We start from the raw sequence: 302 nt of genomic DNA, 5'->3' as shown, positions 1-302 counted from the left end.
GCCTGATCGCCGCCGTGGGACTGATCGCGGGCGCCTGGCTCTCCCGTCGTTCACCGGCCGACTCGCGTCGAGACGAGATGTCCGGCCTCGCCGGGCGGGTGCTGGTCGCCGGCGGCGTCCTCGCGGTCGTGGTCTCGCTGGCGGGACCCACGGCGTACGCCGTGGAGACCGCGACCACCGCGCACAACGGCGCCATCCCGTCGGCCGGCCCCTCCGGGATGGGCGGGCCGGGCGGAATGCCGGGTCGCGGGGGCTTCCCCGGCGGCCCGCGAGGAACGCGCAACGGCGCACCGAACGGCACG

The 302-nt window shown here is 77.5% G+C and carries 1 pseudogene; it reads left to right on the top strand.

The window, feature by feature from the left end:
• Positions 1-302, top strand: a pseudogene (locus ACFFNX_RS40930) (hypothetical protein); the annotation flags it as partial.

The organism is Actinoallomurus acaciae (assembly GCF_042429965.1).
GTDB classification, from domain to species: Bacteria; Actinomycetota; Actinomycetes; order Streptosporangiales; family Streptosporangiaceae; genus Actinoallomurus; species Actinoallomurus acaciae.
This window is presented reverse-complemented; position numbering and strand designations above follow the sequence as displayed.